Source organism: Rivularia sp. UHCC 0363, from assembly GCF_034931125.1.
Taxonomy (GTDB): domain Bacteria; phylum Cyanobacteriota; class Cyanobacteriia; order Cyanobacteriales; family Nostocaceae; genus Rivularia.
In genome coordinates this window covers 1-16,989 of the sequence record NZ_JAYGHM010000007.1, presented here as the reverse complement: position 1 = coordinate 16,989, position 16,989 = coordinate 1, and the positions used below count along the sequence as shown (strand labels likewise).

Below are 16,989 nucleotides of genomic sequence, written 5' to 3'. Positions count from 1 at the left end.
TAATTTGAGCAATGCAGCCGCAAAAACACCGCCAAGGTTTGCTTTTAACTCTCGCTGCTATACTCACCGGGACGGCTATTTTGGCTGGTGTGGGTATTTATGTAGCATTAAAAAGTGTTGAAAAACCACTTTCATCTTCAGAATCGAATACATCAATGTTGCAGCCAGATTCACAGGTTCCGGTGGAAACAATTGCTCCCTCAGTATTAGAAAGTCCTGCTTCTCAATTGAATACGGCACAAATAACACCGGCACCGTATACAAGTAAACCGGCTAAAAATCTTGGTGGGGTGAATTGGGAAGGGAAGAATTTGCAGGGAATGAACCTTAGTCGGGCAAATTTGGGTGGTGCTAATTTAAAAAATGCCGATCTCAATGGTGTCGATTTAAGCGATGCTAACCTCAGTGGAGCCGATCTAAGTAATGCCAATCTGACTAATGCTAATTTAAGAAACGCTGACTTAAGAGGTGCAAATCTCAGTAATGCAAACCTGCAACAAGTTAATCTTAACGGTGCAAAGCTTGATGGTGCGAATCTTACTGGTACGGTCATGCCATGATGGAGAGCCGGAATATTGAACGTATAGTGCGGCAGTCCCCATTCTCAGCGATAGTGGATACACGTAGTTCATCTAACTATATCTCTTGATAGAGACTAAGAATGTTCCAAGTGATTGATGAATAATTCGTTAGTAAATGTGGAAATAAAGTAAGCGGACATCAATCGATAAAACTCAATTATGTAAAACAATATAGTATATAGATAATTTTCTTTTAGCGATTAATATCTCATCTCCTATACTTTATGCCTCATAGCCGATAACAAAAATTTTATCTGCCATACAAGGAAAGTAACAATAAATTAACAAACAAGTGTTTTTTCTTGGAGGATAAAGTAAATATGGTGATAGGTAAGAAAAGACTGATACCACGAAACTAAAAAATCTTAAGCAGTCAAAGAAATTGTAGAAACGTTGTCAAATTTACCAAAGTAAGGAGAAAAAAATGGAGACAGAATACAAAGAGCCACAAGTTAATACCGTGTTACAAAACGAAATGCCAGCATTAGAAGGTACTAATTCCCAATCTTTGGCTATGCTACCACCTGCTGAGGAACCGAACCAATTAGAAATGATTGGTGCAAAAGTTTCTCAATTTTTAGCTGAAATTCCTCAAGATTTAAATAAATTCTATAGCGCATACAAGACTCCAATTATTGCGCTTGCTGTATTTTTAGCATCTTTTGTTACATTGAGAGTAGTGTTAGCAATGCTCGCTGCGGTAAATGATGTTCCTTTGGTATCTCCCATTTTCGAGTTAATTGGTATTGGATATACTGGTTGGTTTGTTCTTCGCTATCTACTCAAAGCACCAACCCGAAAAGAATTAGCCGCAGAAATTGAATCATTTAAAAGACAAATTACGGGTAAAAATACTACAGAATCTTTGAACTAATTTTTTTGAGATTTTCTGTACAAATTTCCTACTCATTCATTAACGATAATTCGATCAACCCGGTTTCTTACAGGAGCCGGGTTTTTAAATAAGTAGCTTGGCTTTGCTAATAAATTCAGACTAAAGGTAAATAATTTTTGCTTATGATTATATCCAGCGGTAGAGAAAAAATAATGGGTCTTTGAGTTAACTCACTTCTAACGATAGTATGTTCTTTGCCATCTGTTAACCTAATCTAGTTTTATCAGTTAATTAATAAAATATTTAATCAGGATTCAATACAATGGCAGAGCAAAAAAATAAGGCAACAGATTCATCCGATCGCGCTCAAGAAGACCAATACGATCGCGGTATAATTCCGGCTGAAACTGCGGCTCGCATGGAAAGAGAAAAAGACAATTATAAGCATACTCCCGATAAAGAAGAAGATTCAAGTTTAGACACTTCTGAAGGTTATACGGTAGATAAAGAAGGCTTAGTAAATAACTATGCAGTTGAACCGGAAATGTACTACGAAGAACCCGGAGACGCAAGACAACAAGCAGAGCAAGAAGCCGCACAACGGAAAGAAGAACTTGAAGAAGTTAATGAAGATAAAGACGGTGATTTGACTATGGATGCTGATAAACGCGGTAAAGGTCCAGGAGCTATTTAAAGTAGGGAATAGTTAACTAGTAGTGTGCGTTATGGCTGAAGTCATAACGCACCCTATGTTTATTAAATTGAATTTAAATTGTAAATGACTCAGTTTCTGGTTGATACCATTGACTTTGGTAGCGTTCTGCAATTAACGGTTGAACTACAAATTTGGGTGGAGAACCTTCCTTAACATCAATCCGAAGTCCTGAATAAGGTCTTCGTTTACGGGAACCGGAACCGTTACGACCGATAAAAAGGTGTGATCGCGCAATTAATCTAGATTTATTCTCGCCACTTATTGATAAATATTCCCATAATTCTGCACCTTCGGGGCGTTGTCGTCGTAAGCTATGGCCGCTACCTCCGCAAACAATCCAGTTAATATTAGAATCAGCGTTACCCGTATCTAATGTTTCAATATGCTCCATGCAGTGGGCGTGTCCGTTTAGCACTAAATCTACGATAGGACGACCTTGAGTTGAGGATATCTCTTGAGCAACTGCATTAAGAACGTTTCTAATCCGACTGCGTACTGCGAGAGTTTGCGCTTGTTCCCATTTGGTTGCTTCAGTTACGTAGGGAGGATGATGAAAATAAATTACTCTTCCCCGCACTTCCGATGTATTCCAAGATTCAATTAAACGCTGTTTGAGCCATTCAAGCTGTTCGGTATCAACAACCGTAATCCTGGGGGTATTTAACTGCTTATCAATGTCAACAATCATTTCCTCAATTTGTGACAGCTTGGATTGCAAATCATCGATTTGTTCTGCGTCACTAGGATTATCGGGCTTCAGCTTTTCGGAATTTTCCCTAATTTCTTCTTGTTCTTGCTCTAATTCATCGCGTCTCTTTTGTAATAATGAACGATAAGCTTGTCCTTCCTTGTTATCGGGTAAAGGAAGCGGGTCGTTAATAGTGTTGGAATCTAAAGCAAAAAAATCAATTCCACCGTAGCGGAAAGTATAGTAACGATTAGGAAGACGGGTAAATTGCCCTGGTACGTAGCGAAGACATCTTCCTGTATCTGTTTTCGCGGTGTAATGTTCGTCCAAATGACGCGCTAAATCACCTGGAAGTTTAAACCGACTTAGATAATCTAAAAATGCTCGTGCAAATGCATCACCTTTGTGGGAACCGTGTCTGCCGACTTCAATATCTAATTTTGAGGGAATCAGCCGCCGAAACGGTAAGGTTGTTGCGGATATTAAGCCAAATATAATCGGTAAGTCGTAGTAATCGTGGTTTCCAAGTACCGGCAAAATAGGTAGTTTGAATATCATTTCATCGTAGGCAATTTTTTTGTAATCTTCGCCACCTACAATAAATTCTCGATAGGGTTTGATGAAGTTTTGCGGATAGTATTCGCTTGAACCCACTTGATAAACAACGTCACCCGTATGCAGCATAAACCGACAATCTTGTGAATGGGGTAGCAATAGTTCAGTAACCTTCCTCATCGGGCTGTGTCCCCGGTGCGAACCCGTTCCGCTATCACCTACCACCAAAAACGAAAATTCTACATCGTCGGTGCCATCATCTATAACTAAACTTGTTTGGTCGATATTTCGTTCTGCGATCGCCGAGTCTCCCCACCTAACCCGCTGGTTCATCTTGCGAATTTTATCGGTAATTGTCGGCTCGGATACAAATTTCAATATTATTTACTCCTAAATCTTCAACTGTCCCAAATTACTAATATCCTTTTATTTAGAAGATTTCTTCTTTCTGGAGTTAAGTTTATTTTTCTTCAATTTAAGCCCGTCGAAGACTGTCAGTTCCCATTTAATGCCTGGTTGACTGGTTTCCAGCCTCTAGGCTGGGAACCCATGACAGAAGGCTCTGCCTTCATAGTTGGGTGGCTTGAGGCAGAGCCTCTCGAAATGCATTCCCAGCCTGGAGGCTGGGAACGAGTAAGCCTGGAGGCTGGGAACGAGTAAGCCTGGAGGCTGGGAACGAGTGAGGCTGGGAACGAGTGAGCCTGGTGACTGGGAACGAGGAACTGCTGTAAATGAATTTCTTAAATTGGATCTAAATTTTGATTTTAACGGGCAATAACATTCAATAATCGGCTTGAATCAAACAATAAAACATCAACCACGAAAAATTAATTATTCTTTATAATTTTATAACTTATTTTTCGCATCATTTTACCAGCAATTAAGATAATAATCTGCTTTTGAGATGTAATTTGTAGCGTGTCTACATTTAGCGGCGAAATATGTAACAAAAGTTAGTTAAGTAATGTAAAAAAGTGTGCCAATTTGCTTGACCTAAAAAGTAGTAGATCGATTATTGAGTCTCTGACTGCGGTACTCTATATAAGGAATATATCTCCTCCTAACCACAAAGCGCGGTTTATGACATCAGTTGTTTCGAGTTCTATCACAACTATTCGCATCGGTTCTCGTAAAAGCCAGCTCGCTCTTATCCAAACGAACTGGGTACAGGAACAACTTTCGCTCAAGTTTCCTCATATCAAGTTTGAAGTTCACACCATGTCCACCAAGGGTGACAAAATCTTGGATGTGGCATTAGCGAAGATTGGTGACAAAGCACTTTTCACCAAAGAACTGGAAACGGGAATGATGAATCGGGAGATTGACTTTGCAGTTCATTCTCTAAAGGATTTACCTACACGTTTACCAGAAGGGCTGGGTTTAGCAGCAATTACCGAAAGAGAAAATCCAGCAGATGCTTTGGTCGTGCATGAAAAGCACAAAGACAAACAGCTTGACACCTTACCCGAAGGTGCGGTTATCGGTACATCTTCTCTGCGACGCTTAGCGCAATTGCGGCATCATTTCCCTCACTTCGAGTTTAAAGATGTACGCGGTAATTTGAATACCCGTCTAGCCAAACTGGACGCGGGAGAATACGACGGTTTAATTTTGGCAGCCGCAGGACTAGGACGCTTAGGAATGGCAGAGCGCATTCATCAAGTGATACCCAAAGAGATTTCCCTTCACGCAGTCGGACAGGGTGCATTAGGTATTGAATGCCTTGCCGACAACCAGCAACTGATATCCTTGCTCAAAGAACTCGAACATCCCCACACTCGCGATCGCTGTCTTGCAGAGAGAGCTTTCTTGCGCGATTTAGAAGGCGGTTGTCAAGTACCGATCGGGGTAAATACCGACATTCATGGTGACGAATTAACTATGATTGGAATAGTTGCCAGCATCGACGGTACAAAGCGCGTTCAAGACACCGTAACTGGTTCATTATCAGAACCTGAGAAGCTCGGAACCGAACTAGCGCAGCGGTTGCGCGAACAAGGAGCGCAGGAAATCTTAGATGAGATTTTTGCTACTGTTGGGCGCGGGTAAATTCAAGTTAGGAGTTAGGAGTTATGAGTTGGGAATTGAAAGAGAAATGGCGAATTAATTCGCTGCTACACAGGCAAAACCCCTTCGGGTTCACTAGTTTGGCGGGACGGAAACCGACACCGCCAACTAGATTCACCGCCTGCGCGGGTTTAAAAATCAATAATCTAAAGAGATAGATAGTCCACGGAGGTGGACTTTGCCTGTGTAGCCGTGACTTACAGTCGCCAGGTAAAGTAAATTGACGATTAACAACCAACAACTATCAACTATCAACCAACAACTGATAACTTATAACTGACAACCGATAACTGATAACTGAAATGCGGATTCTATTTGTGGCAGCGGAAGCGGCTCCGGTGGCGAAAGTTGGCGGAATGGGTGATGTTGTGGGTGCATTGCCAAAGATATTGCGGAAAATGGGGCATGATGTGCGGATTTTCATGCCTTATTACGGTTTTCTGCCAGACAAGATGGAAATTCCTGACGAACCAGTTTGGAAGGGATCTGCCATGTTCAATGATTTTGCGGTTTACGAATCCGTGCTTCCTACTACTGATGTACCTTTGTATTTATTTGGACATCCGGCTTTCGACCCCCGCAAAGTTTATGGTGGTGATGATGAGCATTGGCGCTTTACTTTCTTTGCTAATGGTGCTGCCGAGTTTTGCTGGAACTACTGGAAACCTGAGATAGTTCACTGTCACGATTGGCACACGGGAATGCTGCCGGTGTGGCTGAATCAATCTTCCGATATTAGTACCGTATTTACAATTCATAATTTAGCTTATCAAGGACCCTGGCGCTGGTATTTAGAGAAAATTACCTGGTGTCCGTGGTATATGCAGGGACACAACACGATGGCGGCTGCGGTACAGTTTGCGGATAGGGTAACTACAGTTTCTCCAACTTATGCCGAGCAAATTAAGACGGCTGATTATGGCGAAACTTTGGAGGGCTTACTGTCATTTATTAGCGGTAAGTTATCGGGTATTGTCAATGGGATTGATACTGAAGTTTACAACCCCGTTACAGATAAGTATATTGAAGAGAAATTCAGTAGTGATAGTTTAGAGAAACGCAAGCCGAATAAAATCGCTTTGCAAGAAGAATTGGGATTAGAAGTTAATAAAAATGTCTTTTTAGTGGGGATGGTATCCCGTTTGGTAGAGCAGAAAGGCATTGATTTGATAATGCAGGTTCTCGATCGCTTTTTATCTTATACAGATGCTCAGTTTGTGGTTTTGGGGACGGGCGATCGCAATTACGAAACCCAACTGTGGCAAATGGCATCTCGTTTTCCCGGACGGATGGCAAGCTATATACTTTACAACGATGCTTTGTCTCGTCGGATTTACGCTGGTAGCGATGCGTTTTTAATGCCCAGTCGTTTTGAACCCTGTGGTATCAGTCAGATGTTAGCGATGCGCTACGGTTGCGTACCGATCGTGCGCCGTACTGGGGGATTGGTAGATACGGTATCCCATAATGACCCGATGAATAAAGCAGGTACGGGTTATTGCTTCGACCGCTACGAAGCATTGGATCTATATACCTGTATGGTGCGAGCTTGGGAGGGCTTCCGCTTTAAGCCGCAATGGGGGGAATTGCAGCAACGGGGTATGAGTCAGAATTTCAGTTGGAATCTTTCAGCTAAAAAGTACGTGAGTTTGTATTGTTCAATGTTAGGTTTACCGGAAGAGGAAGAGAAGAAAGAAAAATCGGTAGCTGCCAAATAATCGCCGTCACCCTAGAAGGGTGCGGCTACAGGAACGAAGCCCGCCTGCGCTGGCTATGACTCGTTATGACTCGTTCCCAGCCTCCGGGCTGGGAATGCATTTCTAAAGGCTCTGCCTTTGATTGAGTTATCCGAAGACAGAGCCTTGCTTACGGGGGTTCCCAGCGATCGGCTAGGAACCAGTCAAGAAGAAGAGAAGAAAGAAAAATCGGTAGCTGCCAAACAATCGCCGTCACCCTAGAAGGGTGCGGCTACAGAAACGAAGCCCGCCTGCGCTGGCTATGACTCGTCCCCAGCCTCCGGGCTGGGAATGCATTTCTAAAGGCTCTGCCTTTGATTAAGTTATCCGAAGGCAGAGCCTTCCTTACGGGGGTTCCCAGTGATCGGCTAGGAACCAGTCAAAGCTCTAATTCAAAATTCAATGTGGAATTCAACTACGCATATAAATAGCGATTAATTAAATCATTTATTATTTTCCGTAGAAAAAAGATAAACTTCAGTATATTCGCTGAAATTAAGATGAATAAAAAAGCATTTAATGTCGGTTTATAGCCGTTCAGCTATCCGTATTTATTCTACTTATTTTTCTTTCGATAAAGATTGAACTAAACCTCTACCCATTTCAATATTCTTCTGCCAAACTAAATAATGAGTTACGGAGCTAAAGCAAGACTAAAAAAACTGAATACTGTTTAATACAGTGTTCGGAAAAAGTTAGTTGGTGTTAGGCTCAATTCTTTTAATCAAAGTTATTAACGTGTAATCTTTTAGTGATGTAATATTCACATTTTTGTTCGGTGAATATTGCGATTGTTAAGAAGATAGTGTCAGGGATTAGTGCAAATACCATCTTTAATTAAACAAGATTGTACCTTGACCCTAGAGAATTAAAATGAAAGAAGTTTTAGCATTAATTGAACAGAAAAGAAAAGAATATGCTCAACTACCATTAATGAAGTTTTTGGTAGATGAAAGTATAGACCCGCTTGAAAGGCTATCTTGGGCACCTTGCTTTGCACCTTTCGCAATGACTTTTAAAGATGTTAACGCTCATGTGTTCCGAAAGGAACCTGCTGATAGTCCACTTCAGGAAATGATTAATCAACATTCATATGAAGACGGTCGTCACTGGCGTTGGTATTTGGAGGATTTAGAAAAGCTAGGATTTAATGAATCATTGAATTTTACAGAAGCGCTGAGATTTCTCTGGGGTGAAGAAACGCAAAAAACACGGCTTTTTTGCTATGATCTACTAGGGCTTTGCGTATTTGAAAAAGACCCAATCATAAAGTTAGCTGTTATTGAATCAATAGAAGTAACTGGTTCTGTAACTTTATCTTTGTTTGTAAATATAGGCGAACAAATCAAGCGAAAAACTAACCACAAATTGCATTATTTCAGTGCTTCACATTATGCGGTGGAAACAGGTCATATTCAAGGTGGCTTAAATTATGAACAAACAGATGAATTATTGAAAAACATAAAGCTTACACAAGAGCAAAGTATTAAAGCTTGTGAAGCTGTAGAAATAGTCTTTGATAGCTTTTCTAAGTGTATGAATGAAATGATGAAATATGTAGAAAATCATTCTTCATCCATGCATAAATTCAAAACTAGTTCTATTGAGCAGATAGAATCCATTGTTTAATCTAAGGCTTTAATTCTTGAAGAGTGCTTATTCTTGTCATTTGTTGGTAACTGATATATTCTGAATCATACTTTGACTTGCTAAAAAAGGCAGATAAAAACTCTGCCTTTTTATTATAAAACTTGTATAGAAATTCCACATTAATGTACTTAGAGTTAATAAAATTAAGGTAATATTTACAGCAATGATAATGAACACACTAAAGATGGTATCTTCATTTTTGTTTTAACAGCATAATTAAGAATTTATAATTTTCATTTTGCCAAAATCATCTTTATAGAAACACTTATGTTTACAGAGTTTCTATTCATACCGTTTCTGTATAAAGATCTGCTTAATTAGTCTACGCAAGTAGGCTTTGTGATATTAGCTTCAGTCTTTTAGGTCGCGGGTGTTTAGCGCAGCCTTATACTGAATTAGTATCGCTTAGTGTAGTATTAACATTTCGCTTTAAATAATAAAAATTAGCTTTTATCTAGAATATATTTGAAATTTTCAACAAATTTTCCTTGTAAGTGTTTAAAAAAGACAATATTGGGGAACCCTAGATATACAGAACATATTTATACTCTTCTAGGAAGGATTGTGTAATGCTCACATCTACCTTGGTTCCCGGCTATGACATCACCGAAGTCATTTACGAGGGAATCAATACTATCATTTATCGGGGTACATCGCATCTAGACCAGCAAAAAGTCATTCTTAAAATTCTTAAGGAAGACTATCCTACTATAGATGCCATTACTCGACTGAAGCACGAATACAAAATTACCGAAAATCTCGACTTAGAAGGTGTTGTCAAAATATTAAGGCTTGAAACCGAGCAAAATCGTTTGGTACTGGTATTAGAAGATTTTGGGGGACAGTCTCTTAAACAAGTAATTTCTAATCGAAAATTAGAACTACTAGAGTTTCTCAGCATTGCAGTGCAGTTAGCCAAAGCTTTGGTATTGCTGCATTCCCATAAGATTATTCATAAAGATATTAAAGCCGATAACATCGTTATCAATCCCGAAACCGGACAAGTCAAGCTGACTGATTTTAGTATCGCTTCAAGACTCAGTAAAGAAAAATTACGGCTAACTAACCCCAATCAACTTGAAGGGACATTGACATATATGTCCCCGGAACAAACCGGAAGAATGAATCGCGTGCTTGATTATCGCACCGATTTTTATTCACTCGGTGTAACTTTCTATGAAATGCTTACCGGACGATTACCTTTCCAAAGTAACGACCCCTTAGAATTAGTTCACTCTCATATTGCCAAGCAACCCGTTGCAATTCAACAATTAAATCCCGAAGTTCCTAATGCGATCGCCAATGTAGTTGTCAAGCTGATGGCGAAAAACGCTGAAGACCGCTATCAGACTGCAAAAGGACTTTTAGCCGATTTAGAACTATGTCGCGAACAGTTGGAAATGACTGGGACAATTATCGAATTCCAACCAGGACGATTGGATGTGTTGAGTCAGTTACTTATTCCCCAAAAGCTTTACGGTAGAGAGACTCAAGTTAATAAACTTTTGGATGCTTTTGAAAGAATCAGTAAAGGAAGCCGCGAAGTCGTGCTAGTTTCTGGCTATTCGGGAATTGGCAAATCATCCGTAGTTTATGAAGTTAACAAACCCATTACCCAGAAGCGTGGTTACTTTATTAGCGGTAAATTTGACCAATTCAAGCGCAATATTCCTTACGCTTCATTGATTCAGGCTTTTAGTAGCTTGATGCAGCAGCTACTTACAGAAAATGCGACTCATCTCGATCAATGGCGTAACAAAATATTAACTGCTGTTGGTGCTAACGGACAAGTAATTGTTGATGTAATTCCAGAAGTAGAACTCGTCATCGGTAAACAATTAGAAGTACCCCAACTGGATGGAACAGAAGCGCAAAACCGTTTTAATCGCGTTTTTACCGAGTTTATTAACATCTTCGCTCAAAAAGAACATCCCTTAGTTATCTTTCTCGATGACTTGCAGTGGGCAGATTCTGCCACATTGAAGTTAATGCAAATATTGACTGCTGACCTCGAAAGCAAATATCTACTGTTGATTGGAGCTTATCGAGATAATGAAGTTAGTCCTACCCATCCTTTAATTCAAACTTTAGAAGAAATAGAGAAAAATAACGCGATCATTCATAACATTGTTTTACAACCACTTGAGATTACAGATGTAACTCAGTTGGTTGCAGAAACCTTGAACGATAATACAGAGCGAGTCAACACCCTAACTGAGTTAATTTGCAATAAAACTGGTAGAAATCCCTTTTTCATTACTCAATTATTGCAAACCCTTGACCAAGAAAATCTTTTAAAATTTGACTATGTTCCCTTCACTTCTCTTAGCAATAAAGAGAAAAAACAAGGGATGTGGAAATGGGACATTGAAGAAATTCAAGCTATAGGAATTACTGATAAAAGTGTAGTAGAGTTAGTTGCCAATAGAATTGAGAAGTTACCTGAATCTACACAGCAGGTATTGCAACTAGCCGCTTGTATTGGAGATAAATTTACCCTTGATGTACTGTCAGTTGTAAATCAAAAATCTCTTGTTAGTACAGCTAAACAGTTAGACGCAGCACTGCAAGCAGGGTTAATTTTACCTGTAGATAAAACTTACAAGATTCCTTTGGTATTTGATGAAGAGATAGAGAATTATGATAAGCATATAAATTACCAGCAATTTTCTAAAACAAATTCAAAATTAAATATTTTTGGAGTTGGCTATAGATTTTTACACGATCGCGTGCAGCAAGCGGCATATTCGTTTATTCCTGAATCAGAAAAACAATTAACTCATCTTAAAATCGGTCAATTACTCCTAAAGCAAACGCCACAAGAATTACTTTCAGATAACATTTTAGATATTGTCAATCAATTAAATTTTGGTGTTGATTTGCTAACCGAACAATCTGAAAAAAATGAGTTAGCAAAGCTTAATTTAATTGCCGGGAAAAAAGCAAAGACAGCTACAGCTTATGAAGCTGCTCTTAAATACTTGAATATTGGGTTAGGACTTTTAGTAAGTGACAATTGGCAAATTGACTATGAACTTATACTTAACTTACATATAGAAACAGCAGAAGCAGAGTATCTGTGTGGTAACTTTGAAGAATCAAAGAACTTAGGGAATGTTCTTTTACAGAAAGCTCACAATATCCTTGATAAAGTAAAAATTTATGAAATAAAAATTCAGTCTTGCATGGTACAGAATTCTTTACAAGAAGCTTTGGAAATAGGGATAACAGTTCTAAATATTCTTGGCGTAAAGCTACCTGTCGAACCAAACATATATATTTTTTTTACAAATTTCGTAAAAACTAACTTTATTTTACTTGGAAAAGGTATTGAAGATTTAGTCTATTTGCCACGAATGACCGATCCTTATAAACTTGCAGCAATGAAAGTTCTAATGCTTATAGCTCCTGCTGCTAGTATGGTGAATTCTTTGCAGTTTCCATTGGCTATTTTTGCAATGGTAAGATTATCTGTCAAACATGGAAATTCAGATTTTGCTGCCTACGGCTATAGCATCTACGGTGCAATTATATGTGAAAAATTTGGAGATATTGAAAGAGGTTATAGATTTGGAAAGTTAGGAATATTACTTTTAGATAAATTAAATGCTAGCTCATTGAAATGCAAAATATCTTTTGTATTTAATGCTATGATCCGGCAATTTAAAGAACCTGTAGCTAAAAGTATTACACCAACTTTAACAGGTATACAGAGTGGACTTGATTATGGAGATATAGAATATGCTAGCTATAGTGCTTGGAATATAAGCAATCATCTATTTTTGACTAGTAATAATTTAGAAATAGTAGAACAGAATGTCTCAAAATATATAGACTTGATGCATCAGTTAAAGCTTAATCCAGTAGCTTTGATAATTAATGTAATTAGACAGACTGTATTAAATTTACAAGAAAAGTCTTTCAATCAAATTGCCTTGATTGACGAAGCTTTAGATGAAAGCAAAACCTTGTCACGCCTAAATAATAATACTACTTGGTTGAGTCTTTTTTATAGTAGTAAAACAATCTTAAATTATTTTTTTCAAGACTATACACAAGCAATTGAAAACGCTCGCTTAACAGAACAATACCAAGAAAGCAATCCAGGCTTCTATCTATACTGTGTCAACAATTACTACTACTCCCTCGCACTCCTTGCTAATTATAAAAACGTCACATCAACCGAACAAAAGCAATACCTTAAAAAAGTCGCCGCAAATCAAAAGAAAATGAAAAAATGGGCGCATCATGCACCCTGCAATTTTCAACATAAGTACGATTTAGTAGAAGCGGAAAAAGCGCGAATCTTTGGTAAAGAAGTCAAAGCGATGAATCTGTACGATCGCGCGATCGCAGCTGCAAAGGAAAACGGTTACACCCAAGAGGAAGCGCTGGGTAACGAACTTGCAGCGCAGTTCTATCTGGTGTTGGGTAAGGATAAAATCGCTAAAACCTACATGACTGATGCTTACTACGGCTATATTCGCTGGGGTGCTTTAGCTAAGGTAAAAGATTTGGAAGAACGTTATCCTAATTTAATTATTCGCAGCGAAAGCACCGCACTACCACAAGACATCAGCAGAACTATTGTGAGTAGTTCCGCAAGAATGTTAGAGTCATCAAGCACCAGTAATAGCAATAATATTCTAGATTTAACTACGGTAATGAAGGCTTCGGAAGCGATTACCAGCGAAATCGTTTTAGATAATCTCCTCGATAAGCTACTATCGATCATTCTGGAAAACGCTGCTGCTCAAAAGGGTTGTCTAATTCTTCTCAAGGATAATAAATTATTTATCGAAGCTATTGACAACGACCAAGATAGTGATTTGGTTGTATTACAGTCAACTCCAGTAGAAGAAAGCCAAGATATACCCTTAAGCGTTATCCACTACGTGACAAGAACCCAGCAACCTTTGGTACTCAACGACGCAACCAAAGAAGCGATTTATAAAGAAGATTCCTACATACTAAGAGAACAGTCGAAATCAATTTTATGCGCTCCTATCTTCTATCAAGGTAAATTCATCGGCATTGTTTATCTAGAAAACAACCAAGTCACCAGTGCATTTACAAACTCACGCTTGGAAATTCTCAAGCTACTCACCTCACAAGCCGCGATCGCAATTGAAAATGCTCGTCTTTACGCTCGCGAACAAGACAAGTCACAAAAGTTACAGGAATCTATACAAATACTCCAGCAAACCCAAGCGCAATTAGTACAAACCGAAAAAATCTCTTCTTTAGGGCAATTGGTAGCAGGTGTTGCTCACGAAGTCAATAATCCCGTTGGTTTCATTGCGGGTAACTTATCTATAGCCAATCAATATATCGAAGATTTGCTACAACTGTTAAATCTTTACCAGGCTAATGTACCTTCCCCACCGGAGGAAATTGAAAGTTTCCAAGAAGAAATCGACTTAGATTATCTCTTAGAAGATTTACCCAAAATGATCGCTTCTATGGAATTGGGGACCGAACGGATTCGGGATATCATGCAGTCTTTGCGGAATTTCTCGCGTACTGATAGCGCTGATAAAAAGCCGGTTGATGTTCACGAAGGTATCGAAACAACTTTGATGATTTTGCAACATCGCTTGAAAGCGAATTCACAACGCCCTACAGTTGGAATCATCAAGAAGTATGAAGAGTTACCCCCAGTTAAGTGTTATTCCGGTCAGCTTAACCAAGCATTTATGAACTTGTTAGCAAACGCAATTGATGCTTTAGACGAATCCAACGAAGGCAAAGCTTACGCAGAGATTGAGAAAAATCCTAACATTATTACCATCCGCACCTCAGCAGACGAAGATAAAGTTACCATTAGTATTGCAGATAACGGTCCTGGAATGACAGAAGAAGTCAGAAGTAAACTATTCAACGCATTTTTTACCACCAAACCGGAAGGAAAAGGAACTGGTTTAGGATTATCAATTAGCTATCAAATAGTTACTGAAAAACATGGTGGTAACTTATATTGCCTTTCCTCCCCCGGAAATGGTGCAGAATTTGTCATCGAGCTACCTTTGGAAGACAGTGAGCAGTAGCAGTTTTTACTCGTTCCCAGCCTTTAAGCTTGGATCTTGACTCGTTCCCAGCCTCCTCGTTCCCAGCCTCCTCACTCCTAACTCGTTCCCAGCCTCCAGGCTGGGAATGCATTAACTCGTTCCCAGCCTCCAGGCTGGGAATGCATTTCAAAAGGCTCTGCCTTTCGTCAAACACAGGCAAGCGAGGCAGAGCCTCGATTCAGAGGTTCCCAGCCAGAGACTGGGAACCAGTCGTAACCAGTCGTAGTTCTAACTTTTAACTCCTAAAAAACCCCGGACAATTTGCAAAATCCGCTCGGAAGCGCGACCATCTCCGAAGGGATTGATTGCATTTGCCATTGTTTCATAGGCTGTAGGATTACTTAATAACTGTGCTGCCATAGCGACAATTATTTGCGTATCGGTTCCTACAAGCTTGGCTGTACCAGCGGTTACTGCTTCCGGTCTTTCTGTTGTATCTCTAAGTACTAGTACTGGCTTTCCTAAACTGGGTGCTTCTTCTTGTAACCCACCTGAATCAGTAAGTAATAAGTGCGATCGCATTATCGCCCCAACTAGTTGACCGTAATCGAGGGGTTCTGTCAAGAAAATTCGCGGATGACTCCCCAGCATCGCCTGTAACGGTTCTCTGACTGTGGGGTTGCGGTGTAGTGGTAGCAATAATGCCGTATCGGGAAATTTATCTAATATTTGCAAGAAACTTTGAGCAATACTTTGCAGTGGTTCTCCCCAATTCTCTCTGCGGTGAACTGTGGCTAAAATAACTCGATGATTTCCCCACTCTAAACCCGGTATATTACAAGGTGGTTCGCTTTTAGCCACATTCAACAGCGCATCAATTACGGTGTTACCCGTCATATGAACTTCTCCCAACACCCCAGAGCGCTGCAAATTTTCTGTAGCTAGAGGTGTCGGTGCAAAATGTAGCTGTGCAATTTGAGAAATCAACCGTCGGTTGGCTTCTTCTGGATAAGGATTAAATATGTTATCAGTTCTTAACCCAGCTTCTACATGACCGATAGGAATTTTTTGATAAAAAGCTGCTAAAGCTGCGGCAAAAGCTGTAGTTGTATCTCCCTGTACTAAAACTAAACTTGGTTTCTCCTCGAATAACTCTTGCAAACCACGCAAGCTACGACAGGTGATATCGCTCAAAGATTGTTTTGGCTGCATAATCTCTAAATCGCGATCGGCTTTCAGATTAAACAGTCCCATCACCTGCTCAACCATTTCCCGATGCTGTCCGGTTAAAATTACCTGAGTGTCCAAGCTTTCATCAGCTTGAAAAGTTTGAATCACCGGAGCCAGTTTAATCGCTTCGGGACGAGTACCTAAGATAATACAAACTCGCTTCATAATTAGTCATAATCACTAGTTAATAGTCAATAGTCATTACCATAGGGGTGATTCGTCAATAGTGGATTGTCACATTTGATGGAGTTAAGAGTGAGGAGTTATTAATCAGTGTCATCCATTTAATCCGCGTTCGGAGTTTTTGCCCCATGTTCTATAAATATGAAAAAACCCGGATAAACCGGGCAGATGCACTGTTTGTCGAATTAGCAGCTATAGCTACCATCTAAGATTGCAGTTTATAAAGATTCAACTTCACAAGTTAAAGGACAAGCAGCATAAACACTTGCGCTCAATTCTTCTTCTCCATGCAGCCAGCTTAACCATTCAACTTGATTGGGGTGAACACCTCGAAGTGTCAACACTCCAGCAGCAACTATTACTGCCATTACATTAAACATGATCAAACTACCGGCTACAAATAAAACTGCGCTAGCTGGCATTACAGATTGCAAAACAATAGACAGCAAACATCCAATCGTAGCCATCAAAACAACTAAAGGAAAACCGACGACTAACAAGCATACTGCCAGTGTAAATGTCCAGATTAAAAAGCTTTTTATCATCAATAAAGAGTAAGTTTTTCCCATATCAGTAGTTTGTGACAAAGACATTATTTTTTCTCCAAAGTACAATATATAGATTGAAAACGAGCAATATTTAACTAAATCCCACTGGGATCAACATATTCAATTGTTCAACTCATATGAAAATCAAGTATATATAAACTGGCTAGGAAGATGAGCATTTAGTTAATAAACT

The 16,989-nt window shown here is 39.4% G+C and carries 12 protein-coding genes; 9 read left to right on the top strand and 3 right to left on the bottom strand.

Annotated features, from left to right (window positions below):
• Positions 1-11 precede the first annotated feature (11 nt).
• The 3 genes from VB797_RS05905 (at position 12) to VB797_RS05895 (ending at position 2,110) form a co-directional block, all read left to right on the top strand.
• Entirely contained in the window at positions 12-560 is a 549-nt protein-coding gene (locus VB797_RS05905) for a pentapeptide repeat-containing protein (RefSeq protein ID WP_323236731.1), read from the top strand.
• A gap of 445 nt (positions 561-1,005) precedes the next feature.
• Entirely contained in the window at positions 1,006-1,455 is a 450-nt protein-coding gene (locus VB797_RS05900) for a CAAD domain-containing protein (protein WP_323236730.1), read from the top strand.
• Positions 1,456-1,738: 283 nt separating this feature from the next.
• Positions 1,739-2,110 carry a hypothetical protein gene (locus VB797_RS05895; protein WP_323236729.1) on the top strand — a complete coding sequence of 124 codons (372 nt, stop codon included), beginning with the start codon at positions 1,739-1,741 and terminating at the stop codon, positions 2,108-2,110.
• Positions 2,111-2,183: 73 nt separating this feature from the next.
• Here VB797_RS05895 and VB797_RS05890 read toward each other — a convergent pair whose 3' ends face one another.
• Positions 2,184-3,752 (bottom strand): metallophosphoesterase, encoded by a 1,569-nt coding sequence (locus VB797_RS05890; RefSeq protein WP_323236728.1) that lies wholly within the window; start codon positions 3,750-3,752, stop codon positions 2,184-2,186.
• A gap of 707 nt (positions 3,753-4,459) precedes the next feature.
• Between VB797_RS05890 and VB797_RS34950 the strand changes: the two genes are divergently transcribed.
• The 6 genes from VB797_RS34950 to VB797_RS05865 all read left to right on the top strand — a co-directional run bounded on the left by VB797_RS34950 (position 4,460) and on the right by VB797_RS05865 (position 14,874).
• Positions 4,460-4,507 carry a hypothetical protein gene (locus tag VB797_RS34950; protein ID WP_416350842.1) on the top strand — a complete coding sequence of 16 codons (48 nt, stop codon included), beginning with the start codon at positions 4,460-4,462 and terminating at the stop codon, positions 4,505-4,507.
• The gene (hemC, locus tag VB797_RS05885; RefSeq protein WP_416350841.1) at positions 4,488-5,423 is read left to right on the top strand and encodes a hydroxymethylbilane synthase; all 936 of its coding nucleotides are present in this window, start codon (positions 4,488-4,490) and stop codon (positions 5,421-5,423) included. The genes VB797_RS34950 and hemC overlap by 20 nt, the downstream gene beginning before the upstream one ends.
• Before the next feature lie 320 nt (positions 5,424-5,743).
• Complete coding sequence (glgA, locus tag VB797_RS05880) at positions 5,744-7,159, top strand: glycogen synthase GlgA (protein ID WP_323236726.1); 1,416 nt, start codon at positions 5,744-5,746, stop codon at positions 7,157-7,159.
• A gap of 117 nt (positions 7,160-7,276) precedes the next feature.
• Positions 7,277-7,399 carry a hypothetical protein gene (locus tag VB797_RS05875; protein WP_323236725.1) on the top strand — a complete coding sequence of 41 codons (123 nt, stop codon included), beginning with the start codon at positions 7,277-7,279 and terminating at the stop codon, positions 7,397-7,399.
• Positions 7,400-8,050: 651 nt separating this feature from the next.
• Positions 8,051-8,806: a hypothetical protein gene (locus VB797_RS05870; RefSeq protein WP_323236724.1), complete on the top strand. Its 756-nt coding sequence runs from the start codon at positions 8,051-8,053 to the stop codon at positions 8,804-8,806.
• A 590-nt stretch (positions 8,807-9,396) separates the two neighbouring features.
• Positions 9,397-14,874: an AAA family ATPase gene (locus tag VB797_RS05865; protein ID WP_323236723.1), complete on the top strand. Its 5,478-nt coding sequence runs from the start codon at positions 9,397-9,399 to the stop codon at positions 14,872-14,874.
• 249 nt (positions 14,875-15,123) lie between these two features.
• On the opposite strand, the gene wecB is transcribed toward VB797_RS05865, so the two are convergent.
• Both wecB and VB797_RS05855 read right to left on the bottom strand, forming a co-directional pair.
• Positions 15,124-16,230, bottom strand: a complete 1,107-nt coding sequence (gene wecB / locus VB797_RS05860; RefSeq protein WP_323236722.1) for a non-hydrolyzing UDP-N-acetylglucosamine 2-epimerase — start codon at positions 16,228-16,230, stop codon at positions 15,124-15,126.
• A gap of 236 nt (positions 16,231-16,466) precedes the next feature.
• Positions 16,467-16,841, bottom strand: coding sequence for a hypothetical protein (locus VB797_RS05855; RefSeq protein ID WP_323236721.1), 375 nt, complete (start codon positions 16,839-16,841; stop codon positions 16,467-16,469).
• Between the last annotated feature and the right edge of the window lie 148 nt (positions 16,842-16,989).

Bases quoted from the DNA above. Each gene is read 5' to 3' on its own strand.
- VB797_RS05905 (WP_323236731.1), top strand. From the start codon at position 12: ATGCAGCCGCAAAAACACCGCCAAGGTTTGCTTTTAACTCTCGCTGCT.
- VB797_RS05900 (WP_323236730.1), top strand. From the start codon at position 1,006: ATGGAGACAGAATACAAAGAGCCACAAGTTAATACCGTGTTACAAAAC.
- VB797_RS05895 (WP_323236729.1), top strand. From the start codon at position 1,739: ATGGCAGAGCAAAAAAATAAGGCAACAGATTCATCCGATCGCGCTCAA.
- glgA (WP_323236726.1), top strand. From the start codon at position 5,744: ATGCGGATTCTATTTGTGGCAGCGGAAGCGGCTCCGGTGGCGAAAGTT.
- VB797_RS05870 (WP_323236724.1), top strand. From the start codon at position 8,051: ATGAAAGAAGTTTTAGCATTAATTGAACAGAAAAGAAAAGAATATGCT.
- VB797_RS05865 (WP_323236723.1), top strand. From the start codon at position 9,397: ATGCTCACATCTACCTTGGTTCCCGGCTATGACATCACCGAAGTCATT.
- wecB (WP_323236722.1), bottom strand. From the start codon at position 16,230: ATGAAGCGAGTTTGTATTATCTTAGGTACTCGTCCCGAAGCGATTAAA.
- VB797_RS05855 (WP_323236721.1), bottom strand. From the start codon at position 16,841: ATGTCTTTGTCACAAACTACTGATATGGGAAAAACTTACTCTTTATTG.